The sequence below is a fragment of the Frankia sp. Cppng1_Ct_nod genome, from assembly GCF_920656135.1.
Classification (GTDB): domain Bacteria; phylum Actinomycetota; class Actinomycetes; order Frankiales; family Frankiaceae; genus Protofrankia; species Protofrankia meridionalis.
Map to the genome: position 1 here is coordinate 77622 of NZ_CAKKTK010000005.1, position 25072 is coordinate 102693.

Consider the following 25072-nt stretch of genomic DNA (forward strand, 5'->3'; position numbering starts at 1 on the left):
TCCAATATTCATTTTCTTTAGCCCCCACTATTTAACGGTTGGGCGGATAGTTCGCCCGAAAAAAGGTCGACAGCCCAGGACCGGGTCGACGATTCCGCGTAGCCGCTCATTGCGAGCCGCTCACGGTAATGGTCCCGTAGCGGCCGTCGTGGTAGATCAACGGTGCCGCGTCATCCCCGGAGTACGCCTGCAGGACCCGGGCCACCAGGAGCCGGTGGTCGCCGGTGGCGATCCGGTGCTCAAGGCGTGCCCGGACCCAGGCCGCCGTCTCGGCCAGCAGCGGCTCACCGGTTGGCAGCCGCGTCCAGCGGGTGGGTGGTGCGAACCGGTCGATCCCCTTCGACGCGAAACGGCGGGCCGTGTCGTCCTGACCGTCGCAGAGCAGGTGCACGACGACCGTGTCCGCGACGAGCAGCGCCGGCCAGCTTGAGGAGCTCGATGCCACCGACAGTGAGATCAGGGGCGGGTCGAGCGAGAGCGAGGCAACAGACGTGGCGGTGAAGCCGATCGGCCCGGACGGGCCGTCCAGAGTCACGACCGTGACCCCGGCCGCGTGCCGGCGGAAGACCTGGCGGTAGCTGGCCGGGTCAACGCCCCGGCCGGTGCGGCCATGACCGGTCGTGTCATCGCCGGCCATTTCATGATCAATACCGGCGGAATCGACGTCACTCGCGCGAGATCCACTCACGAGTCGGACAACCCGGCCGTTCGCGGCACGGTGGTCGTCGGATCCGTGCTCGGTGCCGGCGCGCGGCTGGACGGAATGACTCATCGTGCGAACTCCGCCTCGGTGGCCGACCCCCCGGTCGTCAGGACCGCGGCGGATGCCCGGATCAGGCCACCGTTCGCCGCGGTCCAGCCCTCGACCTGGGCGTCGAGGTCCGGCAGCTGGGCTTCGAGGATCGAGAATGCCGGGGTGGGAACGGTTGCGCCCAGTTCCGCCAGAAGCGGGCGCAGATGCACCTCGGCGACGGCCTGGTGATTCGGCGCACCCGAAACGATCACTGGTACGGCGACCACGCCGGCCAGGCCGCCCGACGGCAGCAGATCGAGGAACGCCTTGAGCAGGCCGGTGTAACTGCCCTTGTAGACAGGCGTGGCCACGATGAGCACATCAGCGTCCCGCACGGATTCCAGCGCGGTGGCGACAAGATGGCTGGTGTCTGCGAACAGATCCCGGGCTAGCAGGGCGAGGTCGATGTCAAGGGGACCCGTGGTCTGGGCCGCATCGACCGCCAGGTCTGCGACGATGGCTTTCGAGATTCTCTCGGCGACGGCACGGGCGACCGTGCGCGTCCGGGAAGCTGGGCGAGGGTTTCCGGTCAGAACGACGATACGCGGGACGGACCGCGACATGACCAACCTCCTCTGGGCTCCGCGAGGCTCCCGGAGACACAAAAAATCATGATTGTGCCCCTTTGGCCGCGCAGGTGGGCGTGAAGTTGACGAGCATCGCCGACAGGGGCGGAGTCGGTCGGTCCGATCGGAATCGCTTCGTGGCGGTACCCGCCAGGGCAGGCCCATGATTCCGGGAATCAGGGCCTGCCCTGGTCGGGTCCGCCGGTCTGGCGGGGTCCGGGTCGGCTCAGCCGGACCAGGCGGTGGCGGTCCGCGCCGGTGACGATGTGGTCAGGTCGTCAACCACTGAGCGAGCGGACGAAGAACGGCGCGACATCCAGCTTGTGGTCGATCACACCGGCCTCGGTGTACACGTCCGCGGTTGCCTGCAGGGTTTTGATAATCGTGTCGTCGATCGGGGGAGATTCCACCGTCCGGCGGTTGGCCACCGCCGTGGCCACCGGTTCCGGCAGCTTCGTCAGCGAGGCGAACAACTTGGCGAAGTCCGCTCTGTTGGTGTTCGACCAGTCGAAAGCCTTGGTCTGACGGGCCAGGAAGTCGGCGATGGCCGCCCGCTTGGTCGCATCCCCGGCCGCCTGCGCTGACGCGACGGTGAACCCGAGCCCGGAACTGATCCCAACCCCGTCCCGGATGATGCGCGCGCCTTTCTGCTCCGCGAGCGCGATGTAGGGGTCCCAGGTCGCCCATGCGTCGATCTGCTTGGAGTCGAACGCGGCCGACGCGGCCGACGGGTCCAGGAACGAGATCGTGGCGTCGCCGGGGGTCAGCCCCGCCTCCTTGAGCGCGCCGAGCAGCAGGTAGTGCCCGACGCTGCCCTTCGTCGTCGGCGAGACGGTCTTGCCCTTGAGATCTGCGACAGTGTGGATCGGTGAGTCCTTGGGAACAAGCACCGCGACAGCCTTGGCGGAGGTGCGGGTCACGCCGACGATCTTCAGTGGCGCACCGGCGCCGATCGCGTTGAGAGTGGGCGCGTCACCCGCGGGGCCGATGTCGGCGGCATTCGCGCGCAGCGCCTGTAGCAGCGGGGCGGCAGCGGCGAAGTTCGACCATTCGATCTTGTATGGAGCGTCCTTGAGGGCGCCGGCCGCCTCAAGAATCGCCTTGGTCTGACCGACCTGGTCGGCGACGCGAAGAGTCACACCGGAAAGATCGATCTTGGCGCTTGTCGCGGCCGCCTTCGGGCTCGACGAGCCGGACCCCCCGCCGCAGGCTGCGATGACGAACACCGTCGCGAGTGCGGCAGCACCCACGAGCAGTCGAGGTCTAGAACGAGCGAACAGGCGTGGCATCAGGCAACTCCGAGGCACGGGTGTCTCCCGTCCGGATCCGGTACGGGCTATGACAGACGGAGAATCAGTGATCAGTGGAAGGACCGCATCCGCCGCTCCTGGCTACCGAGAGTTCCAGTTACAGAGGGTTAAGCGATCGAAAGGCAACCAGTGGGACGTCGATGGGATTCGGAGCGAGGCGCCCGAGGGCCATCATCGACAGCGGCTGCTCCAGGCCCGGGCGTAATCCACGCAGCGGCGCCGCGTCAGGATCGTCTCTGCAGGCATAAAACAGCACTCTGCGTATGAACACCTTGTTCAGTCAAGTAGTGGAAAAGTAATCCAGGTCACATTACATGTTCCATTGACGCAGGTAGTAGCAGTGTGATTCCGTTGATCTCGTGTTGAAGTCGGCGCATCTGGTTACCCGGGGTCACATCGACCTTCTTCGGGTGAAGTCCGCCGCATGTCCGGCCTACTGACCGACATGTGACGCGGAGCGCCGCACCAGTCCTTACGGCTCCTCCCAATCACGCAGCGTGATCTGGCCTCGTTCGGGTCGGCCCCGACAGAGCTCGGGTCCCAGCAGATCGCCCACGGCACATGCCGTCATCCGACCGGATGTCCACCGCTAGTGACGATTACCGCGGAGAAGCTGTGACAACCCAGATACTTTCTGTCGAGGAGAGCGCGACAGTACACGCGCCCGACCCGGTGGTGAGCGCCGAGCCGTACGCCTCGGCGGAGGCAATACCTGCCCGGCACACCCCGACGTTGGTGACGGTCATCCCCTCGACCTCCAGGCGACGCGGCGTACCCCGATGGATCCGCCGGCCCGTTGGTCCGCTGCTCCTGCTGCTCCTGTGGCAGATCGCGAGCTGGAGCGGGAGCACGTCCACCGAGCTACTCGCGTCGCCGTGGACCGTTGTCACAACCTTCGGTGACCTCGTCAGCAGTGGCGATCTACCCAAGGCGATCGCGGTGTCGTTGCGCCGCGCTGGCACCGGTCTGCTGCTCGGCGGGTCCATCGGTATATTCCTGGCGCTGGTCGCGGGGTTGTTCCGGCTTGGTGAGGATCTCATCGACGCATCGGTACAGATGATCCGGACAGTACCGTTCGTGGGCCTCATCCCACTGTTCATCATCTGGTTCGGTATCGGCGAAACCCCGAAGATCGGGCTGGTTGCCTTCGGTGTCGCCTTCCCGCTCTACCTCAACACCTATGCCGGTATCCGCAACGTCGATTCCAGTCTCGTCGAAGCCGCCCGTACGGTCGGGCTGAGCCGCCTGGGGTTGATCCGACACGTCATCCTGCCGGGCGCACTGCCGAACGTGCTGGTCGGATTCCGCTACGCACTCGGCATCGCTTGGCTGGCACTCATCTTCGCCGAACAGGTCAACGCAAACCGGGGTATCGGCCAGCTTCTGAACGACGCCCAGGAGTTCCAGCGGACCGACATCATCGTGGTCTGCCTGGTGGTCTACGCCTTCCTCGGACTCACCGTCGACGCCTTCGTCCGACTTCTCGAAAGGGTGCTGCTGTCGTGGCGACCAGCCTTCAGCGGAGCGTGACCACCCTCGACGGCCAGGACGGCACCCCGCTCGCCGTCGGGGTCCGCAATCTGCGGCGCGCCTTCGGCGACCACACCGTCATCGAAAATCTCGACCTTGACGTGCCGACCGGCCAGTTCGTCGCGCTGCTCGGCGCGAGTGGCTGCGGAAAGAGCACGCTGCTGCGCATCCTCGCCGATCTCGACACCGAGTTCAGCGGAGACGTCCGGGTCGCGTCCCGGCGGGCCGTGGCCTTCCAGGCACCGCGGTTGCTGCCCTGGAAGCGCGTCTGGCGCAATGTCGTCCTCGGCCTGCCCGGCCGGCCGGACAAGACCCACGCGGTCGCCGCGCTGGAAGAGGTGGGCCTGGCCCACCGGGCCAATGCCTGGCCCAAAACCCTGTCCGGTGGTGAGGCGCAGCGGGCGTCGCTCGCCCGGGCACTGGTGCGCGACCCGGAACTGATGTTGCTGGATGAGCCGTTCGGCGCGCTCGACGCCCTCACCCGGATCAAGGCGCAGAGCCTGGTCGAGCAGTTGTGGCAGCGGCACAACCCGGCGATCCTGCTGGTCACACACGACGTCGAGGAATCACTGCTGCTGGCCGACCGCGTATTGATCATGAAGGACGGGGTGATCGCCCACAGTGTGGACGTCACCCTGCCCAGACCCCGAAACGTCAGCGACCCGCAGTTCGTCGCGCTGCGCGCCGAACTCCTGACCTGGCTCGGGGTCGGGGACGGGGACGGAGTCGGGGACGACCCGCACCAGGCGACACCGGCGGCCGGCCGGATTCCACCCCAGGACGCGCAGGAGTCGTTGCCCAAACGGACGATCCATTCATGAGCTCTCACCAGGTACCCCAGTTCGACGATGTGGACCCCTTCCACCGCCGGTTGCACCAGATCACCCAGGCCAACCTGAACCCGGACACCGCGCAGACCGGCGGAATGCGCCGGTTCTCGGCAGTCAGCGGCAAGACCGTCGGCTCGTCCAAGCTGTGGATGGGCCAGGTGCACGTCGCCCCGGCGACCGCGTCGGGCAACCATCACCACGGCAGGTCCGAGACCGCGATCTACGTGGTGAGTGGCCACCCGCAGTTCGTCTTCCTGGACCAGGACGTCGACGCGGATGAGGGGCCGGGCGCCGGGCGTGAGGTCCGGGTGCGGACCTCACCCGGCGATTTCATCTTCGTGCCGCCGTGGATCCCGCACCGCGAGGAGAACCCCGACCCCGGCATCGAGGCCATCGTCGTGATCGCCCGGAGCACCCAGGAGGCGATCGTGGTCAACCTCGAAGGCCTGGAGTGGGCCGGGCCGGTCCTGACCGACGCCTCGGACGTCGACGCCTGTTCCTGACGCCCGCGCCGCCCCAGTGCCCGTGGGCACCGCTCCGCACGCACCGCTCCGCATCGTGCCGATTTCCCCCCGCAGCCAAGGAGTACCACCATGCCCGTCGAGTTCATCGGCCTGATCTCCACCCGAGAAGGCTCCGAGACGCATCAGCCGTCCGGCCCGGTCATCGACCGCGACTATGTGCGCCGGTCCGCGCGCGTTCACGAGGACGCCGGCTTCGACAAAGTGCTGATCGGCTATAGCGCCGGCTCACCTGACAACATCCAGGTCGCGGCCTACGCGGCCGCCCACACCGAGCGGCTGGGTTATCTGATCGCGCACCGGCCGGGCGTGGTCTTCCCGACGGTGGCGGCCCGCTACTTCGCCACCCTCGACCACTTCGCCGCGGGACGGATCGCCGTCCACATCATCACCGGCGGCAACGACGCCGAGCAGCGGCGTGACGGTGACTACCTGACGAAGGACGAACGCTACGACCGCACCGACGAGTACCTCGACATCGTCAGGAAGACCTGGACGTCGACCGAGCCGTTCAGCCATGAGGGTCGGTACTACAAGCTGGAGGACCACCTGGCCACCGTGCGCCCGGTACAGCAGCCGCACATCCCCCTCTACTTCGGCGGGTCGTCGCAGGCGGCCTACCGGGTCGGTGGCAAGCAGGCGAACGTGTTCGCGCTGTGGGGTGAGCCGCTGGCGCAGACGGCCGAGCAGATCTCCGCGGTGAACCATGCCGCGGTCGACGCCGGTCGCCCGAAGCCGGGGATCAGCGTGTCGTTCCGGCCGATCCTCGGCCCAACCGAAGATCTGGCCTGGGAACGTGCCCACCGCATCCTCAAGACCACGCAGGAGAAACTGGACGCCCCGAACAGCATCTTCCGGGAGTTCCGCAGCCGCCGGAACCCCGAGACCGGACCGCGAAACGTCGGGTCGCAGCGGCTGCTGGCCGCGGCTGCCGCCGGCGAGCTGCACGACCGGGCACTGTGGACGCCGCTTGCGGCCGCGACCGGCGCCGCCGGCAACTCGACCGCGCTGGTCGGCACCCCCGAAACAGTTGCCCAGGCACTGCTCGACTACGTCGACATCGGCGTGACAACGCTGCTGATCCGGGGCTATGACCCGTACGACGACGCCATCGACTACGGCCGCCACCTGATCCCCCTGGTCCATGAGGAGATCGCCCGGCGCGATCGGGGCGAGACCGCGAACCGCACCGCGGTCGAGCCCGTCCCCGCGGCACTGGCTGCCAATGGCGCGAGCGCGAACTGACCGGCCCGTCCGGATTCACCAGCCCGTCCGACCCCGTCCGACGTTGATGCCGGTAGTGGACGCGTTCTGGCCTCCTCGCCGCGAGCACGACTTCGACCAGCGCTGTCCGGGTCCCGCCGCACGGTAGAGGCAAGATCAACGGGCGTGAAGGCGCCACCACCGGAATTCTTGGTGTCGCCCGCGCCGCTCGTCGGATTCAGGACCTGGAGCACCCGACCAAAGGCGGTTTGATCATGGCCTTTCCCCTGCCGCCGGAGGCCCAAGGAGTCGAGAAGGAGCCATTCGCATGACAGCGCCGCAACCTCGTTCACCTCGACAACCTTCCCATCTCGAACAGGCCCGGCTCGCCGCGGCACCCGGTGGTCAAAGGCTGCTCGATCACGGTTCTTCTCGTACTGCCGGAAACCCCAAGGAACCGAGACGCCGTCCGGACGGTCTGTTCGCCACCCGGTCGGCACTCGCGAACCCCGCGATCGAGCAGTCAGGCCACGACGTGGTGCGGCTCGCGCGCGGCGGGTCGTGGCAGTTGTCATCCGGCCCCACCACGGTTGCCCCGCCGGAATACCCCGAGCGCGGCGTATGGGTCGACCGTCCCACGTGGAGCGCCTCGGTCGACGGACAGGCACTCGACCTGACCTACCTGGAGTTCAAGCTGCTGGACTTCCTCGTACACCACCCGGCACTGGTGCATTCCCGCTCGGCGCTCCTTCGCGCGGTGTGGGGCTACGACATCGGCGAGGACTCCCGGGCCGCCGGGCGGACGGTGGATGTTCACATCACGCGGCTGCGGCGCAAGCTCGGCCCCGAACACCGGGACCGCATCGAGACCATTCGCCGTGTCGGCTACCGCTACCGCCCGACATCGGTAGCCCGCTATCCGTGACCTACCTGATGCTCCGAGAAAACGCGGCGGTAAACCAGGCGGTCACGAACCCGGCGGTCACGCCACCGCCAACCGGCGCCACAGCGGATGAGGACGCCGTGGCGCCAGACACCCGGGACGGACAAGGCCACGCACAAGACGCTTGTGACTGTGGAATTTAGCCGAGCTAAGAAGGTACGTTGGCCCGATGGACAGCACGACCGAGGCCCAGCTCGCATCGGTCCTCCGCCTGTCCGTCATGCGCCTGTCCAGACGATTGCGCCAGGAGCGGTCGAACACGCTGACGCCCACACAGATCGCCGCCCTCGCCACACTGAAACGCCATGGGTCGATGACTCTTGGCGAACTCGCGGCGCACGAGCGGGTACAGCCGCCGTCCATGACCCGGGTCGTCGCACACCTCGCCGAAGCCGGACTGGTTGCCCGGACCGCGCATCCCACCGACGGGCGACAGGTCATCGCCGGGATCACCGAGGCGGGCCTCGATCTGCTGGAGGCCGACCGTCGCCGCCGCGACGAATGGCTCGCCGAACGCCTGGCGTCGCTCAGCCCGGACGAGATGGCGGCGCTGGAGCGAGCCGCCCCCATCCTCGACGTCCTTGCCGGCTCCTGAGATACCCGGTAACTACGATACGTAACTACTAAACATCCGATAGTTGCCAGGACGGGTCAAAGTTCCACCCAGCCACCGCGTTCACGGGATGCGTCCGCGGCAGTGAGCAGCCTCGTCGCGGTGAGAAGATCGTAGAAGGTGGCGCCGCGTACCAGGGCGGCATCGTTGAGCTCCGTGACCCGGACGACGTCATAGGTGGCCTCGACCAGACCGGGACGCGTGCCCGGGACATCCCGCATCAGCAGGTCCCGGGTGCCGTTGGCATCCTGGCGCAGAACTCGGCGGCCCTGCACGACGATCCGTCCCTCGGTTCCACAAATCGTGATCGTGGCGGTGTCGAGCCGGCCGTCCGGACGTTCGTTGACCAGAACCGTGGCGCCGCTGGACGACAGCAGCGCAAGTGTCACGGGTGCGTCGACGGTCAGCCTGGCGGCGGGCATGGCATCGGGATGGGCGCAGACGGCGAGTACCTCCCCGCACCAGCGGCCGACGAGATCGAAAATCTCAGCTCGACCGGACGCCCCAGCCGGGGCGGCGAGCATGGTCACCTGATCGAGACGACCGAGCGACGCGATCGATGCCTGTACATGCCAGGCTGCCGGCCAGGCGCGCCCGTTCATCGCGACAACATGTGCGAGGTCGGATTCCTCGGCGAGGTCCGCGACGACCCGTAGGCCGTCCGGGTCAGCGGTCATCGGGCGGGATAGCAGCACGTGCAGGCCCGATTCGACAGACCTGCGCGCGATCACGTCGGACCCCGGCGGCGCCATCTCGATGCACACGGCCTCGATCTCGTCCGACAGCATCGCGACCAGATCCGCATAGGCGCGGGGCGCTCCTGCTTCCGCGGCCCAGGCGAGCGATTCAAGTGGTTCGGGCGCGAGCAGGCCGACCACGTCCACACCGGCATCACGCAGGACCGGCGCGGTCGTACGGTCGCTGCCGTCAGTGACCAGAGCCATCGCGCCGGGCAGGTCGGGCTGGAGCAGCCGGGAGTCACGGCGGCGCTCCCGCCATACACGCGCGCCTGCCGGGTCTCGTGGGGCCACCAACTCGGGAACCGTTGTCACACACCGATAGTGCCCGCCACCGCGGCTGCCCGGAGCGTTATCCCGGACTGACTCGGTCTCAAACTCGCCGCTACCCTCGGCGATTGACGATCACCGAGGGCGTACGCGATCCTGCCCGGTATGGTTCGGCTGTTCGTGGCGCTCATACCACCGGTGGAGGTGGTCGAGCCGCTGCGTGGCGCCGTCGAGCGGCTGCGAGCCGAGCATCCACGGCCGGCGGCGGCCCTGCGTTGGACTCCACCGGAGAGCTGGCACATCACGCTTGCCTTCCTCGGCGAGGTTGCGGACACGGTAGGACCCGAGCTGATCCGGAGACTGGCGGAGGTCGCCCGCCGGCATCCACCGGTTGCGGTGACCATCGCCGGTGGGGGATGTTTCAGCACACGGGTCCTGTTCGCGGGCATCGGAGAGGCACCCCTGGCGCCGCTCGCCGCGACGGTGGCGCGGGAAGCCCGGCGGGCCGGGGCGGACCGCATCGACGACACCCGCCCCTGGCGTGGGCACCTCACCCTTGCGACCCGTGGGTTGTCCAGGGCGGGAGGCCGCCACGCCCCGTCGCCGTCCCCGGACGCGACAGAAACTCTGACCCCGATGGTGGACGCCCTCGCCACAATGTCCTGCAGGCCGTGGACAGCGACGGAGTTCACCCTGATGCGTAGCGGGTCGACTCCGCAACGCCAGTACGAACGGGTTGCCACTTGGACGCTTTCCGGTATCCCCGATTGAAGCCGGTCTGACGCGGCGCAGATCCGCGGGCAGATGACAGGGCTGTCACAGCCTCGTCGACGACGGCGATATCCCGACCGGCGAAGTCGGACAGACCAACACGGATAATCTTGCCCTGGGTGACCAGAACGTTCATGGCTGCCGGATCTGGTCCCACGGGGTGTTGCGGTCGACATGGTCCACCGAAGAATCTCCCGTCGATCATCCGTATCCGGTGTACCCACCCATGGCCCGGGATGCGCCGCTGAAGATCCGGCGCCGGGTCTGGCATCCCTATCCAAAACCTCCTGCTTACAGTGCCCGGGTAAAGATCCGACACGGCGCACCGAACGGAATCTAAGGGGTGTTGCAGGACACGCCGGGCGGACCGCACCGATCACGGGCATGTGGTGGCGCGAACCGCGAGACTTGGGGGCAACCGTTGCCTACCGCCGAAGCGGCCCAAGCAGTCCACACCCGGACGCCCCGGCCACGGCGCGCGCACACCGATGTGATCGCTACAGCGAGAGGAGACCGGCGTGTCCGAGCAGGTCAGCACCCTGACCGTCACCGATAACCGCACTGGGCGGACTTATGAGATCCCGATCGAGGAAGGCGCGATCCGGGCCAACGCGCTGCGCTCGATAAAGGTCGACGAGGGCGACTTCGGTCTGATGACCTACGATCCGGCTTTCACGAACACGGCGAGCTGCCGAAGTGCCGTCACTTTCATCGATGGTGATGCCGGCATCCTGCGCTATCGTGGCTTCCCGATCACGGAGCTGGCCGAGAAGAGCAGCTTCCTGGAAGTCGCCTACCTACTGCTCGCGGGCGAACTGCCGACGTCATCAGAACTCGCGGTGTGGGAGAGCGAAATCACCCACCACACCCTCGTACACGAATCGATCAAGAAGTTCATCGACGGCTTCCACCACGATGCCCATCCGATGGGGATGCTGTTGTCCACCGTTGGCGCGCTGTCGACCTTCTACCCGGACGCAAAGGAAATAACGGATCCGGGGCTGCGGCGACTACAGATCGTCCGCCTTATCGCAAAGATCACAACTTTGGCGGCGTTCTCCTACCGGCACTCGATCGGGCTGCCCTATGTGTATCCGGACAACGACCTGTCCTACGCCGGCAACTTCCTGAACATGATGTGGAAGGCCACCGAGCTCAAGTACGAGCCCGATCCGAACCTCGCCCACGCCCTCGACGTCCTGTTCATCCTGCACGCCGACCACGAGCAGAATTGCTCGGCCAACGCGATGCGCGCGGTTGGCAGCTCTCAGGCGGACCCGTTCTCCGCGGCGGCCGCGGCGATCTCCGCGCTGTACGGCCCGCTGCACGGCGGCGCCAACGAGCAGGTACTGCGGATGCTCACCGACATCGGGTCGGTCGAGAACATTCCCGCCTTCATCGAAAAGGTGAAGGACGGCAAGAAGAAACTCATGGGCTTCGGCCACCGGGTCTACAAGAACTACGACCCGCGCGCCCGGGTGATCCGCCAGGTGGCGGACGAGGTTTTCAAGGTCACCGGGACGAACCCGATGCTCGACCTCGCCATGGAGCTGGAGCGGATCGCCCTCGAGGACGAGTACTTCATCAAGCGCCGGCTCTACCCGAACGTCGACTTCTACACCGGAATCATCTACCAGGCGATGGGCCTCCCCGTGGAGATGTTCCCGGTGCTGTTCGCGATCGGACGGATGCCCGGCTGGCTCGCCCAGTGGGAGGAGGGCCTGCTCGACCCCGAGCAGAAGATCGCCCGACCGCGCCAGCTCTACATCGGCTACGACGAGCGTCCGTACACCCTGATCGAGGACCGGTCGCCCGATCTCGGCGGTGACTCCGACTCGATCGCCGCCCTGGCCGCCCAGGCCGCTCCGACACGTCCGCGTCGCTAGCCGACACGATGACCACCGGGACTGCCGGACTGACCCACACCGGTAGAAGGAGCAGTCCTGGAGTGTTCCGCGGAACACTCCAGGACCGCACGTCCGCTCCCGGGTCAGGAACCGCCCCGACCTACAGCCGTTCGACGACGTAGTCGATGGCGCCGGTCAGTGCCTGCACGTCGGACGGCTCCACAGCCGGGAAGCAGGCGACCCGCAGCTGGTTGCGGCCGAGTTTCCGGTACGGCTCCACGTCGACGATGCCGTTCGCGCGCAGCGTCCTCGCCACCGCCGCCGCGTCCACACCCTCGAAGTCGAGGGTGACGACCACCTGCGAACGCTGCGCCGGGTCGGTGACGAACGGCGTCGCGTACGTCGCCTTCTCCGCCCAGGTGTAGAGGATCGACGAGGACTCGGCCGTGCGCCGAACGCACCACTCCAGGCCACCGCGGGCCAGCATCCACTCGACCTGGTCGGCGAACAGGAACAGGGTGGCCACCGCGGGGGTGTTGTATGTCTGGTCCTTGGAGCTGTTGTCCCGGGCGGTCGTGAGATCCAGGAACGGCGGGATCCAGCGGTCGGACGCAGCGATCTCGGCCAGCCGATCGAGCGCCGACGGCGAGAGCAGAGCCACCCAGAGCCCGCCGTCCGAGGCGAAGCTCTTCTGCGGCGCGAAATAGTAGGCGTCGGCCTGCGACACATCGACCGGCAGGCCACCCGCGCCGGACGTCGCGTCGACGAGGTGCAGCGCATCCGCGTCCGCCCCGACGGGCCTGCGGACCGGCTTCGCCGCGCCCGTGGACGTCTCGTTGTGCGGCGTCGCATACACGTCGATGCCGGGCTCGGGTACCCAGTCGGGGTGACTGCCCGGCTCCGAGGAGATCACCGATGGCTCGGCCAGGAAGGGCGCGCCCTTCGTCGTGTCGGCGAACTTGCCACCGAACTCGCCGAACACCAGATGCTGGGAACGCTGCCGTACCAGATTGAAGGCGGCCGCGTCCCAGAAGGCCGTGGACCCACCGACGCCGAGCACCACCTCGTAGCCTTCGGGTAGCGAGAAGAGTTCCGCGAGACCCGCCCGGACACGTCCGACCAGGTTGCGCACTGGCTTCTGCCGGTGCGACGTACCCAGCAGTGACGTCCCGGTCGCGGCGAGCTTCGCCACCGCGTCGGGACGTACCTTGGACGGTCCGCAGCCGAAACGGCCGTCCGCGGGACGCAGGTGGCCCGGGATGACGATCTGGTCAGGCATGGATGTCCCCCAGCGGCCGGGGCGCGGGACCGATGTAACGCGCGGACGGACGGATGAGACGCCCGGTGCGCTTCTGCTCAAGAATATGGGCGCTCCAACCAGCGGTACGGGCGCAGGTGAACATCGACGTGAACATGTGAGGTGGCACCTCCGCGTAGTCCAGCACCACCGCGGACCAGAACTCGACGTTCGTCCGCAGCGGTCGGTCGGGATACCGGTTCGCGAGCTCCTCGATGGCGGCGGCCTCCAGCGCCACGGCCACCTCGTAGCGGTGCGAACCGAGATCACGGGCGGTACGGCGCAGCACGCGGGCACGCGGGTCCTCCGCGCGGTAGACGCGGTGCCCGAAGCCCATCAGGCGCTCCTTGCGGTCCAGCGCGCGGCGGACGTAGCCCACGGGGTCGCCGGTGCGCTCCACGTCGTCGAGCATCGCGAGCACCCGGGACGGCGCGCCACCGTGCAACGGGCCGGACAGCGCACCGACCGCCGAGGACAGGGCTGCCGCGGCATCCGCGCCGGTGGACGCCACAACCCGGGCGGTGAACGTCGAGGCGTTCATTCCGTGCTCGGCCGCGGACACCCAGTAGGCGTCCACCGCCTGGACATGCTTGGGGTCCGGCTCCCCCCGCCACCGGATCATGAAACGCTCGGTGATCGTACGAGCCTTGTCGATCTGCTTCTGCGGGACGGCGGGCTGACCGAGACCGCGTGCGGCCTGCGCGACGAAGGACAGCGCCACCACGGACGCCCGGGCCAGGTTGTCGCGGGCCTCGGCATCGGAGATGTCGATGAGCTGTCCGAAACCCCAGTAGGGGGCAAGGGTCGCCAGTGCGCTCTGCACGTCCACCCGGATGTCACCGGAGTGGACCGGCAACGGGAACGGCTCAGCCGGGGGCAGACCAGGTTCGAAGGAGGAGTCGACGAGCAGCCCCCACACGTGGCCGTAGTCGACCTTCCCCACGAGATCCTCGATGTCGACACCGCGGTACCGCAGCGCGCTGCCTTCCCTGTCGGGCTCCGCGATCTCGGTCTCGAAGGCGATCACGCCTTCCAGACCGGGCTTGAAGTCACTTGTCTTCTCGGCCATCGAGGTCCCGGCTCCGCTTCCTGTCTTCGCCGGCCGGTTCCGCTGAGGCGTTCCGGGATGTCCCGGCACGTCGAACTCCGAACACCGACCGTTACCGATGTGGATAGTTACATCATCATGCGCAAGAACCTGTTTGCATCCTGCCCTGTCCTCGGGACCAGTGCCAGAATCCTGCGGGACGACTCCCGTAGCCTTCCCGGCGCCGTTGAACCTACCCGGCCGATGACCGGCCCCCGCCACGTCACGCCTTCCGAAACGGGGCGGGTCACAGCGTGGTCCCCGGACCACCCGCAACGTAGCGGACGCAGCTCCGGCGGCCGAATGCCAGGATCGGTCAGGTGTCGGCCTACCCTAACCACGCTCGGCCGTTGATCATCCCGGACCCGGCGGTCCAGCGGCGCGACTACACCGCCGGCGGGCTGACCGAGTCCGATCTTGCCGTGAACTGGGTGGCGCAGTTCGCCCGTTGGTTCGCCGAGGCGTCCGAGGCATTCGAGGCGTCCGGTGAGCCCCGATCGGGGCTCACCGAGCCGAACGCGATGGTGTTCGCGACCGCGGACACCCATGGACGGCCCAGCGCGCGGACGGTCCTGCTCAAGGGGTTCGACGAACGCGGCTTCACACTGTTCACCAACTACACGTCCCGCAAGGGGCGGGAAGCCGCCGCGAACCCGTACGGCTCGCTGGTGTTCCTCTGGTACGTCCTCGAGCGACAGGTCGTCGCCACCGGCAGCCTTGAACGGGTGTCGGCCGCGGAAACGGCAGCGTACTTCCGCTCCCGGCCCCGCGGGTCGCAGCTCGGGGCATGGGCGAGCCGACAGTCCGAAGTGATCAGTTCCCGGGACGTCCTTGAGAGGCTCCGTGCCGAGCTGGACGCCCGGTGGCCCGAGCCCGAACAGATCCCCGTGCCCCCGTTCTGGGGTGGGATACGGCTCGTCCCGGAAACCGTCGAGTTCTGGCAGGGGCGCCCGGACCGCCTCCACGACCGGCTCCGCTACCGCCGGACCGGCAAGGACGAGGGCGGCCCAGACGCCCGCGAACGCTGGGTGATCGAGCGTCTGTCGCCATGACCTCGGAGAACACGGCCGAAGGACTCCCCGACCCGGCGGCGGGCGTGGGCTCGGGGCTGGGCCGGCGGATCGCCCGCACCGTCCTCACCGACATCGGTCCACTGCGGGCCTATCCCGCCTATCGGCGGATGTGGTCAGGAGAGACGATCTCCGCGATCGGCTCCATGATTACCACGACCGCGGTACCGTTGCAGGTCTACGCCATCACCTCGTCGTCGTTCGCGGTCGGGCTGACCGGCCTGGTCGCCCTCGTCCCGCTGGTCGCCTTCGGGATGTTCGGCGGGGCGATCTCGGACGCCGTCGACCGTCGCCGGCTCGCCCTCGTCACCTCGTCCGGGCTCGCCGCGGTGTCGATCGGGCTGCTCGTCCTCGCGCTGGCCGACGTGCACGCGGTGTGGCCGCTGTTCGCGCTGGTCGCCGTCCAGTCGGCGCTGATGTCCGTCGACCAGCCGGCCCGGCGCTCGATGATGCCGAGCCTGGTCCCGCTGCGGGAGCTTCCCGCCGCCACCACTCTTCAACAGATCGGCTGGAACACCGCGCTGACCGCCGGGCCGCTACTCGCCGGCGTCACCGTGGCCGCGTCCGGTTTCACCCTTGCCTACGGCGTGGACGTCGTCACGTTCGCAGCCGCGCTCTACGCCCTCGCCCGGCTGCCTGCGATGCCCCCGCAGGGCGGCGGCACCCGGGCCGACGTCGCAAGCGTCGTCGAGGGGCTGCGGTTCCTGCGCGGCCAGCCGGTGGTGCTCATGACGTTCGTCATCGACATCATCGCGATGATCTTCGGGATGCCCAGAGCGCTCTTCCCCGAACTTGCCGGGTCCCAGTTCGGTGGTGGCACGCAGACCGCCGGGCTGCTCTATTCGGCTGTCGCCGCCGGAGCGCTCACCGGAGCTGTCGTCGGAGGCTGGTTCGGCCGGGTCCGGCGACAGGGGCTCGCGGTCGTCATCTCGGTACTCGCCTGGGGGACGGCGATTGCCGGCTTCGGGCTTGTCCACAACCTGTTCGTCGGCGTGCTGCTGCTCGCCGCCGCCGGAGCCGCGGACATGGTAAGCGCGGTGTTCCGCAATTCAATGCTCAACGTGGCCACACCGGACGCGATGCGCGGACGCCTCCAGGGTGTCTTCATCGTGGTCGTCGCCGGTGGCCCACGACTCGGCGATCTGGAGGCGGGAACAGCCGCCGCCGTGGTCTCGCCGACGTTCTCCGTGGTCAGCGGCGGGTTGGCCTGCATTGTCGGGGTGGGCCTGCTCGCGGCGGCCGTCCCGTCGTTCATCCGGTACGACTCCGCCGCCGCCGTCGCCGCAGCCGAGAGAAACGAAGAAGCAGAACCGCTCCAGTAGCTCCGACCTCTTAAGCGTTACTCGCGGTTACGCAACCTTCCGAGACCAGGCACGTGACCAGCAAGGTAACGCGCCCCGAGAGCCTATGGACACCAAACGTGCTCACACTTTCGTGCATCCCTTTCACCCCATGTCACCCCAAGTGAAAGTTCACGAACCACCATTGGTACGGTCCCTCCAGCAAGCGGCTGTGACAGCGGCCATAGGGCCACTTCCGGCCTGCAGAACGTCTGAGGGGACGAACACATGCGTTTGGGCAGGACGCGGCTGGCTCTGGCCTGCGTACTCGGTTCGGCAATGGTCGGGCTGAGCACGCCGGCAGCCTGGGCGACAAACGACTCGGTCGCACCGGCCGGCACGCCTTCGGCAACGCCATCCATCAAGGGATCCGCGACACCGGCGGGGATCGAGACACCGGCGGTGCCGCCGACTCCCACGGTCAGCGCCTCCGTATCACCGCCCCCTGCCGCGCCGTCACCGACGGCTACGTCATCGCTGCCGGTGCCACCGATTCCCACCGGCCTTCCATCGGGTATCCCGGACATCCCGCCGGACATGCTCAAGGACCTGCTCGACCTGGTCCCGTGGCTGCCTACCGACCTTCCCGACGACCTGTCCGGTCTCAAGCCCCAGCCATTGGTCATCACCTACACCTGCGGCCCGAAGGGCCCGAACTGGAAAATCAGGAACACCTCGGCCAAGGCGTTCGGATTCGGCTGGTTCGACACTGATCTGAACGGTGAGATCGGCGAGATCAAGGCCAACCAGACGATCTCCCTGAGGTCCTCCGCCATCGCGGTGCTCGCCACCCCGTTCGACCCCGAGACAGGCCAGCTACTGCTGGCGATTCCCGCTATCGGTGTCGCCCTGTGCCCCGGCGCCGAACCGCACGTCACGCCGACCCCGACGGCCAGTTCGGGTTCCACCGGGGCTACCACGACCGCGGTCTCGAAGACCGTGCCGGTCGCAACCGCGGCAAAGCCCATCGTCACGGACAGCGTGCACTTCACAGGATGATCACTTCTGCCCTGATCGGACGCCGTCGCCCCGCAACCGGGTCGGCGGCGTTCGGCGCGTCGACCGCTTCTACCGCCACCGCTTCTACCGCCACGGCCCGTAGTCCGAAGGTCAGTACTTCAAGAGCCGGGCGTGCGAAGCTTGCACTGGTCATCCTCGCCGGGCTGGTTGCCTTCACCGGCTGCGGCGGATCGGGAAAGAACTCCGGGAGCACGCCGAAGGAGCCTGTTTCCGCGACAACGATCCCGGCACCGGTCCGCAGTCAGCTCGCGGCCGCCACCGCCATCAGCGCGGATGGGACGAGCACCATCGTGTCGGCCAAAGGCGCGGTCGTGGACATCTACAAGTCGCCGACCGCCACCACCGCGTCCAGCCAGCTGCACAACCCCAACGAGGCCGGCGCCCCGCGGGTCTTCCTGGTGGTCGCGAAGCTCCCGGACTGGTGGCAGGTCCTCCTGCCCGTGCAGCCCAACGGAAGCACCGGCTGGGTGAAGGCGTCCCAGGTGAACGCCACCCGCACGGGCTACCACCTGGTGGTGGCCCGTAAGGACCACCGGCTGCGGGTCTACGACAAGAAGACGGTCATCGTCGACGAGCCGATCGCCGTCGGCACCGACGACACACCGACCCCGGGCGGCCGGTTCTTCCTGGCCGAACTGTTGGCGCCGCGCAACCCGGCGGGACCATACGGTCCGTACGCGTTCGGGCTCAGTGGTTTCTCGACCACCCTCGCATCGTTCGAGGGACAAGCCCCGGTGATCGGCATCCACGGAACGAACCAGCCCAACCTGCTCGGTCAGGACGTCAGCCACGGGTGCATCCGGGTACGCAACGACGTCATCACCCGGCTTGCTGGCTTCCTGCCGCTGGGCACACCGGTGGAGATCGCAGCCTGACAGCTCCGAGGTTCAGCCGGCCGGCTCGGTCCCGGATCCACTGGATCCGGGACCGATGGATCCGGACACCTCGGCAAGGGCCCGTGCGGCAAGTCTCAGGTCGGCGACAAAGCCCGCGTAGATCTCGTCCCGCCTGTCGGGCTCGGCCCGCAGCACCGCGCTGGGATGCAGCGTCCCCACGAGCCGGGCCCCCGAACCCGGTGGTCCCGCCAGCAGCCGGCCGCGCATCCTCGTCACCCGGAATGTGGGTCCGAGCAACGCCTGGCCTGCGGTTGCGCCGAGCAGGACGACGAGCACCGGCCTGATCCGGTTCAACTCGGCCGTGAGCCACGGCCGGCAGGCGGTGACCTGGCGGGCATCCGGTGTCTGGTGGATGCGCCGCGGACCGCCGCCCGTCCGGTATCTGAAATGCTTGACCGCGTTCGTCACGTACAACTCGTCCCGGTCAAGACCGGCGTCCGCGAGCGCTCTGTCGAGCAACCTGCCGGCCGGTCCGACGAACGGGCGGCCACGTCGGTCCTCGACATCACCGGGCTGTTCCCCGACAAGCACCATGCGTGCCTCCGCCCTCCCCTCCCCGAAGACTGTCCGGGTGTCGGGCAGTTCCGCAAGGTCACAGCCATGGCAGGAGGCAGCGGCCGCGGCAAGCCCGACAAGGTCGGCGTCTGGAGGGACGAACGCGGCCGCACCGGCGTCTGCGGCGCAGGAACGGGTCGTCACGGTCCGATCCTCACATCCGCCGCACCCTGCGCGCGACACCGGCCCGGCTGTCGATCACCGCAACAGGTACCGAAACATACGTTACTTTACGTAATCGGTGCATACTGGTGCCGAGTCGGGGGACCGAACGCACCACGGCTTTCAGGGGGTAGTCGTCATGGGAACATCCCGGCCAACACATCACATTCGGATCCGAACACTCGGCGTGGGACTGCTCTGCGTCCTGCTGGGGTCCGCCGCCACCTCCTGCGGGGGCACGAAGCCCACCTCGACCGCCGGTGCCGCAGGGCAGCAGCCACCTCCGACGCAGCTCGCCGCCGCACGGACAAGTCTTCACGCCGAGGACTACGTACTCACCGAGGGTCCGGAAACCACCGGCTTCGGCGCCAGCGCGTCACTGGACAACCGCGGCGCCCTGTCCGTCGACGCACTGACCGGGTTCGCCTCGTGCATGGGTCAGGCCACGACCGATGCGAAGGTCCAGCCGCTGGACTCGGCGAAGGGACCATACTTCGCCACGAGCGACAACCTGATCTTCATGGGCTCGGTGGCGGCGATCTACCCGGCCGATGTGATCACGAGCGCGGTCCGGGTCGCAGCCGAGCCGGCCTTCCCCACCTGCGTGGGCAAGTTGCTCAAGCGTGGCTACACCGAGGCTGCCAACCTGCCCGCCGGTAGCACGTTCACGGTCCTGTCGACCTCCGCCCGCAAACCACCGCCCGGCGTGACCGCCCTGACCAGGGTGAAGACGACCATGACTCTGGACGGGCCACCGGTGCCGATGACGTTCGACCTGATGTTCGTACTCTCCGGCCAGGTCGAGAGTTCATTCGTGGTCGGCAGGGTCTTCGACGCGCCCGACCAGGCTGTCGTGGATCGGGTCGCCCGGCAGGTCGTCCGGAAGGTCTCGACCCAGTAGCCGCATCACCTGGTTCCAGGCCACGGCGGGCATTCACTGATGGACTACACGAAAGCTACTTTCAGCCACAGTGTGGCAACATGACGTCATCGCTACCCATGAGGTGTTCTTGTCTGCGTGCCCGAACCGCACGACCGACCAGCGCGAGACCGCCACGATGGGAGTGGGGACGATTGACACCGCAGGCTGCCGGATGGGATCGGGGTGTCCCAGACGCATGGGCCCACGTCGTCCAGACCGTGCCGAAGATCGGCGCATTCGCGTTCATCATGATCTGCGGTGGTCTGGCCGCCCGTGCGCTCACCAGGATCGTCAACCGCCTCCTCGACCACGCCGGCGCTGACAACCTGCTCGACCGGGGCGGGCTCCCCCGCGCGCTCCACCGCCCCGCGCGCGACCTGCGCCTCGCGATGATGCGGCTCGTACTCACCGTCGCGCTGTTGACACTCCTCCAACTGGCCGTCGGCATCCTCGGCGTCAACCCGGTCAGCGACCTCGTCCACGGCCTGGTGCTGGTGCTCGCCCACGCGTTCCTCGCCTGCGCCATCCTCGCGTTCGGAGCCACCATCGCTTCCAGCGGCCGTACGTTCGTCTCCAGGACGCTGACCGGCCTGCCCTACGCCGGTATGGCAACGACCATCGCCGCGGGCGTCATCATGATCTGTTTTGGCAAAGCCGCCCTGGACGAAATCGGCCTTGCCACCTCCGTGACAACTCCGATGCTCTACGCCCTGCTCGCGACCGCAGCCGGAGTGACGATTGTCGGGGTGGGCGGTGGCCTCATCCGTCCCATGCAACGCCGCTGGGAGGAGATCCTGCGCCGTGCCGGGCCGGAACTGATCGCCGCACAGTCCACCTGGCGGGACAATCGAGCCCGTGCCGCCGCCGAGGAACCGATTGTCGTGCCCGTGAATGACCTTGCCGGCGTCAGCAGTATGGTCACCATCAGTAACGTCGGCGGGCGAGTACCAGAAATACACAATCGGGATGTAGCTGAGCCCGGGTACGATCCTGGGCCTGCCCTCGCCCCCGATCAACAGCCATAACCAACCAGGAAGCGATCCGATCGCACGACACACCCGCACATTGCACGATCAAACCCAATGAAGAAACAAAAGATCTGGGTCCAGCGCGACGCACCGGTGCTTGTTCGGCGAACTGACGCACGCGACGGGTGCAGGTAAGGCACTCTGGGTACGACGGAGTGTCGCGGCCAACGGCGGCGCCGGTCAGTCGCTCCGCCAGGCGGATGCGCTGGCCATGGCCCGCCGTCACGACCTGAAGATCTACGTCGTCCGCGGCCCGAGGGCCGCCCTGGTGGGACGCGGGAAGCGGGGAGACATCTCGGTGGACACGCCATCAGACCTGGAGCGTTCCCGGCTGCTCCTCGTCTGGCTGCAGGCCCGTCGCGCCGTCGACCACTGCCTGTCGGACCTACTCGCAGCCGGACCGGCTGGCGAACGCCGCGTCCGTGAGCAGCTCGAACTTGTCGACGAACTCGAAAACCGCGCTCAGGAGGCGTTTGCGCGCTACCGCACCGTGGCCACGCACGCACAGCGACCGGACCTTCCCTGTGATGCGGATATTCCGGACTGGACCGTCCCCGCCGACCGCCCTCGCCTCGGCGTGGTGCGCACCGGCGAGCGCCACCCCAATCCCGGTTCCAACCCGCGACCAGAACCACAACGACCGCTGGCGGCGCCGGGCACCCAGCCGCCGACCGGTTCCGTCCCGGGCATGAGCGGGAACACGGTCCCGGACATCGTCACCGGATCCGCCGCGCACCCCTCGCCCCCTTCCTCCCAGGCGGCAGCCTTCCCTCCGCCGGGCGTCACACCTCTCGCCGGCCGGGAGACCAGAACAGACCTCACCCACGGTGGCCGCGCCACTCGAGGAGTTCAGCGCCGGCACCGGTGACAGGCCCGTAGCTCCAGCAGGACAGAATACGTATGGTGTCGTTCCTGCGTCCCCGTCGTTCCGTTCTGGCCTTTTGTGCCGCTTTTGTCCTTGCCCTGACCCTGTGCGCAGCCGGATGCGGGAACATGGGCAGGTCCCGCACGGCGTCCACCGCCTCACGGACGACGGGACCGGACGCCTACGAACGATCAGGACGCACACCGCAACTACACATCACGCTGCCGCCCGCGGGATCCGCCCGGCCCTTCCCGCTCATCGTCGCGCTGCACAGCCTCTACAACGACAGCCACGAACCGCAGTCGGAGTGGGGATTCGACAAGCTCGCGGCCGAGGATGGCTTCGCCGTCGTCTACCCCGACGGGCTGGACGCCTCGTGGAACGCCGGCACCTGCTGCGGGCAGGCCGCCGCCCAGCATGTCGATGACATCGGATGGCTGCGGGCGCTGATCTCGCATCTGGAGCAGCACTATCCGATCGACCGGCACCGGGTGATCCTGGTCGGCTTCTCCAACGGCGGAATGCTCGCCTACCGTTACGCATGCGAACACGCCCCTGAGATCGCCGGCATTGCGGTGGTCGCGGCGAGCCTGCAGGCCACGGGCTGTACGCCGGCGGGGCCGGTAGCCGTGGTGGCCGTACACGGCGATCTCGACGAGCGCGTTCCATACGCCGGCGTCGCGTGGTCCGACGTGTTGGGAACAGCGATCACGTCGGTCGAGCAGAGTCTGGCGCCCTTCCGAACAACTGACCGCTGCCCCTACCCATCACCGTCCAACGACAACATCCTTACCAACGGCGATGGCCTACCGGTCCCGGACAGCACTGGTGGTTCGTCGAACGGTGTTGTCGGCGACAAGGCCGCGGCAGGTGCGAGCGGCGCCGCTTCGGGCAGCGCAGGAGCGGCAAGCCGCGACAACAGTGAGCAACGGCGGGTGCCTGTCGGCGGCGCAGCCGGCGCGAAAACGTCCACGGCCCCGTCCACGGCCCCGTCCACAGCGGCGGACGTCAGCCCGCAGGCCGCGAGCAAACGGGAAACGGTATGCGCATCCGGCAAAAGGGTCACGGAGTTCCTGCTGCCGTTCGTCGCTCATGGTTGGCCACCCGTCACCGGCCCTGCCGGTTTCAACACCGCAGAAGTGATCTGGCGGCTACTGGCACCAATGCGCTCGTACACACCGGGACCCAACCTCTGAGGACGAATCAAAGATCTTCGGCAGTGTCGATGGCGACCCCGCCACCGTGTCAGGGATCAGGGATCAGGTGGGGCTGAAGGACGCCCGCAAGCTCTCGACCAGGGTCGTCGCCATGGCCGCCGACGCCGATGGCGATCGAGCAATCAGGACGTAGACGGCGTTGCCTACCGACACGGTACGCATCACATAGGTGACCCGCTGGCCTTCACGCAGATACGAACCGACCAGTTCCTGAACAGCAGCCCCTGTCGAATCCGTGACCTGGCCGGACCTGTCCTTGGTGAGGCCCGGTTGCGTCGCGAACTCCGAGTCCTGGACGGCCTTGAGTGCCGCCAGCGGGTCGGAACCCGCGACCCGTGCGACACCGACCATCAGCGTGCCGGTCGTCGTCGTCGTCGCCGCCGTCGTCGTCGCCGCCGACGGCTCGACGAAGAAGACCGCGGTGTTGTCCCGACGCTGTTTCCATACCGACGGATGGGAGAACTTCGCCCGCTGCTGCGTGTCGGTGTAGGCGACCCAGTCGGCCGGCACCGTTGCCGTCGCACCTCCCGTCCCCGCACCCGGACTGGCGGACGCCGACGGCGTCGTCCCGCCCGAGGGGGCGGCGGTGCCCCTCGGCGTGGTGGGCTGCTGGGCGGTGGTGCTCGCTCCGCTCGGACTGACCTTCTGCCAGACAAAGGCCGCACCGATTCCGACGACAAAGGCGACACCGAGAAGCACAACGGTGTAAAGCAGCCGCCGCAGCAGTGGAGCGACTCCGCCGGCATCACGGCCGGCATCACGGAGTTGGTTGCGGTGCGATCCGGTGTCCTCGTCCTCGAACGGCGGGTCGGCCCCGTCGTCCCGGCGCCGGCCACGCGCACGGTCACGTTCGGAACGACCAGTGTCAATCTTGTCAGCGGCGGCCGAGCTCGCTGCCCGGTCGGGCCGGTCAGCGCCGGGCCGGCGGGCGGTGGATCCGGATGCATCCGCACGTACCCGGGTGGTACGGGGTGGGGCGATGCCGCCCCGCCGGTCCGCGGCATCCCGCGGGCGTCGCGCGCCCGGGACCATTGTCACGCCGTCGGGTGACGATTCGTCGACCAGCAGAGGTTCCTCGCGACGCGACGATGTCTGAGGTGACCGCTTTGCGGTCGCAGGACCCTGCTGCCTCGGCTTGGCCGGAGCAAGGCCGTCCCCGAGGGAACCTACGCCCTCCGGCGGGTACGTCCCGCCGGACCGGCGCAGGCTTCCTTGCTGCGGGTAGGATGCCGCGGGCCGGTAGGCACCGGGACTGTCCGGCTTCGGCGTGACGGAGCGGTAGGCCTCCTCGCCATGGCGCGGACCCGGATCTACGGCCGGCGCCGATGGCACGGACCCGCCGGAAGCGAAGCGGGTTACCTCGTCGTGAAAGTCCGCGGCGGCACCGCCGAGCGTGGTGCCGGCACCCGGTGGGTATTCGGCGACCGGTGGATATTCGGCGGCCGGCCCGTACCCACCGCCGCCGCCCGGCACCGGCTCGGGGTGGTAGCCGGCGCCGTTCCCGTAACCGGCAGCCCGATCACCCCGGCCGTATCCGGTTTGCGGCGCTCCGCCGGTCCCCGGGTAGGAACCGGCCGGCCACTGCCCGGGTTCCGGGTACGCCCGCGGTACCTGGCGCTCGGCCTGATACCCGTCAGTGTGCGGATATCCCCCGGCTTGCGGGTAAGGAGCCGCCACCG

The 25072-nt window shown here is 68.0% G+C and carries 24 protein-coding genes; 16 read left to right on the top strand and 8 right to left on the bottom strand.

The window, feature by feature from the left end:
- Positions 1 to 106: 106 nt before the first annotated feature.
- The 3 genes from NBW77_RS03105 to NBW77_RS03115 form a co-directional block, all read right to left on the bottom strand.
- Entirely contained in the window at positions 107 to 772 is a 666-nt protein-coding gene (locus NBW77_RS03105; RefSeq protein ID WP_131744693.1) for a flavin reductase family protein, read from the bottom strand.
- A complete protein-coding gene (locus NBW77_RS03110) occupies positions 769 to 1356 on the bottom strand; it encodes an NADPH-dependent FMN reductase (RefSeq protein WP_131744692.1) in 588 nt (195 codons plus the stop codon). The genes NBW77_RS03105 and NBW77_RS03110 overlap by 4 nt, the downstream gene beginning before the upstream one ends.
- A 281-nt stretch (positions 1357 to 1637) precedes the next feature.
- Positions 1638 to 2648: an ABC transporter substrate-binding protein gene (locus tag NBW77_RS03115; RefSeq protein WP_131744691.1), complete on the bottom strand. Its 1011-nt coding sequence runs from the start codon at positions 2646 to 2648 to the stop codon at positions 1638 to 1640.
- Positions 2649 to 3284: 636 nt separating this feature from the next.
- On the opposite strand from NBW77_RS03115, the gene NBW77_RS03120 reads away from it, so the two are divergent.
- The 6 genes from NBW77_RS03120 to NBW77_RS03145 all read left to right on the top strand — a co-directional run bounded on the left by NBW77_RS03120 (position 3285) and on the right by NBW77_RS03145 (position 8291).
- A complete protein-coding gene (locus tag NBW77_RS03120) occupies positions 3285 to 4199 on the top strand; it encodes an ABC transporter permease subunit (protein ID WP_242605472.1) in 915 nt (304 codons plus the stop codon).
- A complete protein-coding gene (locus NBW77_RS03125) occupies positions 4172 to 5020 on the top strand; it encodes an ABC transporter ATP-binding protein (RefSeq protein ID WP_131744689.1) in 849 nt (282 codons plus the stop codon). Before NBW77_RS03120 ends, NBW77_RS03125 begins: the two co-directional genes overlap by 28 nt.
- Positions 5017 to 5532, top strand: a complete 516-nt coding sequence (locus NBW77_RS03130; protein WP_131744688.1) for a cupin domain-containing protein — start codon at positions 5017 to 5019, stop codon at positions 5530 to 5532. Before NBW77_RS03125 ends, NBW77_RS03130 begins: the two co-directional genes overlap by 4 nt.
- Positions 5533 to 5622: 90 nt before the next feature.
- A complete protein-coding gene (locus NBW77_RS03135; protein ID WP_131744687.1) occupies positions 5623 to 6795 on the top strand; it encodes an LLM class flavin-dependent oxidoreductase in 1173 nt (390 codons plus the stop codon).
- A gap of 286 nt (positions 6796 to 7081) precedes the next feature.
- The gene (locus NBW77_RS03140; protein WP_131744686.1) at positions 7082 to 7678 is read left to right on the top strand and encodes a winged helix-turn-helix domain-containing protein; all 597 of its coding nucleotides are present in this window, start codon (positions 7082 to 7084) and stop codon (positions 7676 to 7678) included.
- Between the two features lie 187 nt (positions 7679 to 7865).
- Positions 7866 to 8291, top strand: coding sequence for a MarR family winged helix-turn-helix transcriptional regulator (locus tag NBW77_RS03145; protein WP_131744685.1), 426 nt, complete (start codon positions 7866 to 7868; stop codon positions 8289 to 8291).
- 56 nt (positions 8292 to 8347) lie between these two features.
- Here the strand turns inward: NBW77_RS03145 and NBW77_RS03150 are convergent, their stop codons facing one another.
- Complete coding sequence (locus NBW77_RS03150) at positions 8348 to 9361, bottom strand: Gfo/Idh/MocA family oxidoreductase (protein WP_131744684.1); 1014 nt, start codon at positions 9359 to 9361, stop codon at positions 8348 to 8350.
- Between the two features lie 120 nt (positions 9362 to 9481).
- Here NBW77_RS03150 and thpR point away from each other — a divergent pair, with 120 nt between their 5' ends.
- The gene (gene thpR, locus NBW77_RS03155) at positions 9482 to 10087 is read left to right on the top strand and encodes an RNA 2',3'-cyclic phosphodiesterase (RefSeq protein ID WP_250279246.1); all 606 of its coding nucleotides are present in this window, start codon (positions 9482 to 9484) and stop codon (positions 10085 to 10087) included.
- Between the two features lie 518 nt (positions 10088 to 10605).
- A complete protein-coding gene (locus NBW77_RS03160) occupies positions 10606 to 11973 on the top strand; it encodes a citrate synthase (protein WP_131744683.1) in 1368 nt (455 codons plus the stop codon).
- A gap of 121 nt (positions 11974 to 12094) precedes the next feature.
- On the opposite strand, the gene serC is transcribed toward NBW77_RS03160, so the two are convergent.
- Together serC and NBW77_RS03170 are read right to left on the bottom strand one after the other, a co-directional pair.
- Positions 12095 to 13213, bottom strand: coding sequence for a phosphoserine transaminase (serC, locus tag NBW77_RS03165; RefSeq protein ID WP_131744682.1), 1119 nt, complete (start codon positions 13211 to 13213; stop codon positions 12095 to 12097).
- The gene (locus NBW77_RS03170; RefSeq protein WP_250279247.1) at positions 13206 to 14300 is read right to left on the bottom strand and encodes a citrate synthase 2; all 1095 of its coding nucleotides are present in this window, start codon (positions 14298 to 14300) and stop codon (positions 13206 to 13208) included. The genes serC and NBW77_RS03170 overlap by 8 nt, the downstream gene beginning before the upstream one ends.
- A 338-nt stretch (positions 14301 to 14638) precedes the next feature.
- Between NBW77_RS03170 and pdxH the strand changes: the two genes are divergently transcribed.
- From pdxH to NBW77_RS03190, 4 genes are all read left to right on the top strand, one after another.
- Complete coding sequence (gene pdxH / locus NBW77_RS03175; protein WP_242605471.1) at positions 14639 to 15370, top strand: pyridoxamine 5'-phosphate oxidase; 732 nt, start codon at positions 14639 to 14641, stop codon at positions 15368 to 15370.
- Positions 15367 to 16710: an MFS transporter gene (locus NBW77_RS03180; protein WP_131744680.1), complete on the top strand. Its 1344-nt coding sequence runs from the start codon at positions 15367 to 15369 to the stop codon at positions 16708 to 16710. The genes pdxH and NBW77_RS03180 overlap by 4 nt, the downstream gene beginning before the upstream one ends.
- Before the next feature lie 246 nt (positions 16711 to 16956).
- Positions 16957 to 17727: a hypothetical protein gene (locus NBW77_RS03185; RefSeq protein WP_131744679.1), complete on the top strand. Its 771-nt coding sequence runs from the start codon at positions 16957 to 16959 to the stop codon at positions 17725 to 17727.
- The gene (locus tag NBW77_RS03190; RefSeq protein WP_131744678.1) at positions 17724 to 18623 is read left to right on the top strand and encodes a L,D-transpeptidase; all 900 of its coding nucleotides are present in this window, start codon (positions 17724 to 17726) and stop codon (positions 18621 to 18623) included. The genes NBW77_RS03185 and NBW77_RS03190 overlap by 4 nt, the downstream gene beginning before the upstream one ends.
- Positions 18624 to 18635: 12 nt before the next feature.
- On the opposite strand, the gene NBW77_RS03195 is transcribed toward NBW77_RS03190, so the two are convergent.
- Complete coding sequence (locus tag NBW77_RS03195) at positions 18636 to 19343, bottom strand: UdgX family uracil-DNA binding protein (RefSeq protein ID WP_131744677.1); 708 nt, start codon at positions 19341 to 19343, stop codon at positions 18636 to 18638.
- Between the two features lie 205 nt (positions 19344 to 19548).
- Here NBW77_RS03195 and NBW77_RS03200 point away from each other — a divergent pair, with 205 nt between their 5' ends.
- The 4 genes from NBW77_RS03200 (at position 19549) to NBW77_RS03215 (ending at position 23372) form a co-directional block, all read left to right on the top strand.
- Positions 19549 to 20262 (top strand): hypothetical protein, encoded by a 714-nt coding sequence (locus NBW77_RS03200; RefSeq protein ID WP_131744676.1) that lies wholly within the window; start codon positions 19549 to 19551, stop codon positions 20260 to 20262.
- Between the two features lie 98 nt (positions 20263 to 20360).
- On the top strand, positions 20361 to 21308 hold the full coding sequence (locus NBW77_RS03205) for a mechanosensitive ion channel family protein (protein ID WP_284346878.1): 948 nt from the start codon (positions 20361 to 20363) through the stop codon (positions 21306 to 21308).
- 100 nt (positions 21309 to 21408) lie between these two features.
- On the top strand, positions 21409 to 22179 hold the full coding sequence (locus tag NBW77_RS03210; protein WP_242605470.1) for a hypothetical protein: 771 nt from the start codon (positions 21409 to 21411) through the stop codon (positions 22177 to 22179).
- Between the two features lie 32 nt (positions 22180 to 22211).
- Positions 22212 to 23372 carry a CE1 family esterase gene (locus NBW77_RS03215; protein WP_131744674.1) on the top strand — a complete coding sequence of 387 codons (1161 nt, stop codon included), beginning with the start codon at positions 22212 to 22214 and terminating at the stop codon, positions 23370 to 23372.
- 63 nt (positions 23373 to 23435) lie between these two features.
- On the opposite strand, the gene NBW77_RS03220 is transcribed toward NBW77_RS03215, so the two are convergent.
- The gene (locus NBW77_RS03220; protein ID WP_250279248.1) at positions 23436 to 25070 is read right to left on the bottom strand and encodes a hypothetical protein; all 1635 of its coding nucleotides are present in this window, start codon (positions 25068 to 25070) and stop codon (positions 23436 to 23438) included.
- Positions 25071 to 25072 lie beyond the last annotated feature (2 nt).